The following is a 1,083-nucleotide window of genomic DNA, read 5'->3' as shown; positions in this document are numbered from 1 at the left end:
TAGGGCCTGTTCCGGGTTGAGATCTAGATTTTCGGGTTTCTGCCCCGTGTCACCTTCCGTGCTGGTAGAAGGCTGGTGTGACGCGGTCTGAAGTGACGGATGACGAGTGGGCGTTGATCGAGCCGTTCCTGCCGATAGGCGAGTTCGGCCCGTACCCGAAGCGGCTGCGGCAGCAGTTCGAAGGGGTGGTGTGGCGGTTCCGCACCGGCAGCCCGTGGCGGGACATGCCCGACGACCACGGCGCCTGGACGACGGTCTACCACCGGTTTCTGCAGTGGCGTGACCTGGGTGTCTTCGAAGCTCTGATGGACGGCGTGATCACTGAAGCCGCCGCGCGCGGACAGGTCGACCTCAGCCTGGTCAGCGTGGACTCCACCGTGGCCCGGGCCCACCACGACGCCGCCGGCATGGTCGTGGACGCCGAGGTCCTCACGGCGCTGGAGAAGGCGGCCGAGGAGGAAAAGGGGGCACGCGCAAGGGAGGAAAAGGGCAGACGGGGACGGGCGCCGAACCTGTCAGCCCGGAACGTGAAGAGCGTCGGCGAGTGCGCCGACGGCGACGGGCCCGGCTGAAAGCGGCCCTGCTGGGACGCTCGCGCGGCGGCCTGACCGGAAAGGTTCACCTCTCTGCCGACCGGCGCTGCCGCCCGTTGTCCTTCGTCCTCACCCCGGGACAGTGCGCCGACAGCCCCCAGTTCACCGCCGTCCTGGCCGGCATCAAGGTCCGCGGCCCAGTCGGCCGTCCCCGCACACGCCCGGACGCCGTTGCCGGCGACAAGGCATATTCTTCCCGCGCCAACCGCGCTCACCTGCGCAAACGCAACATCAAGGCCGTCATCCCGGAGAAGAAGGACCAGGTTGCGAACCGCAAGAAGAAGGGGCGTCGGGGCGGACGGCCCGTCAGCCACGACGTCGATCTTTACAAGGAGCGCAACAGCGTGGAGCGTTGCATCAACAAGATCAAGGACTGGCGCGGCCTCGCCACCCGCTTCGACAAGACCTCCGCCAGCTACCTCGCAGGGCTCCACCTACGCGGCTCCCTCATCTGGATCCGCAGCCTCCGCCCCACCGAGTGATCTCAACC

At 67.7% G+C, this 1,083-nt stretch carries 1 pseudogene; it reads left to right on the top strand.

Annotated features, from left to right (window positions below):
- Positions 1-77: 77 nt before the first annotated feature.
- Positions 78-1,075, top strand: a pseudogene (locus ACFU6I_RS48725) (IS5 family transposase).
- Positions 1,076-1,083: the final 8 nt, after the last annotated feature.

Source organism: Streptomyces sp. NPDC057486, from assembly GCF_042802415.1.
GTDB lineage: Bacteria > Actinomycetota > Actinomycetes > Streptomycetales > Streptomycetaceae > Streptomyces > Streptomyces yanii.
The sequence above is the reverse complement of the archived record's forward strand: the minus strand, read 5'-3'. Positions and strand labels throughout refer to the sequence as shown.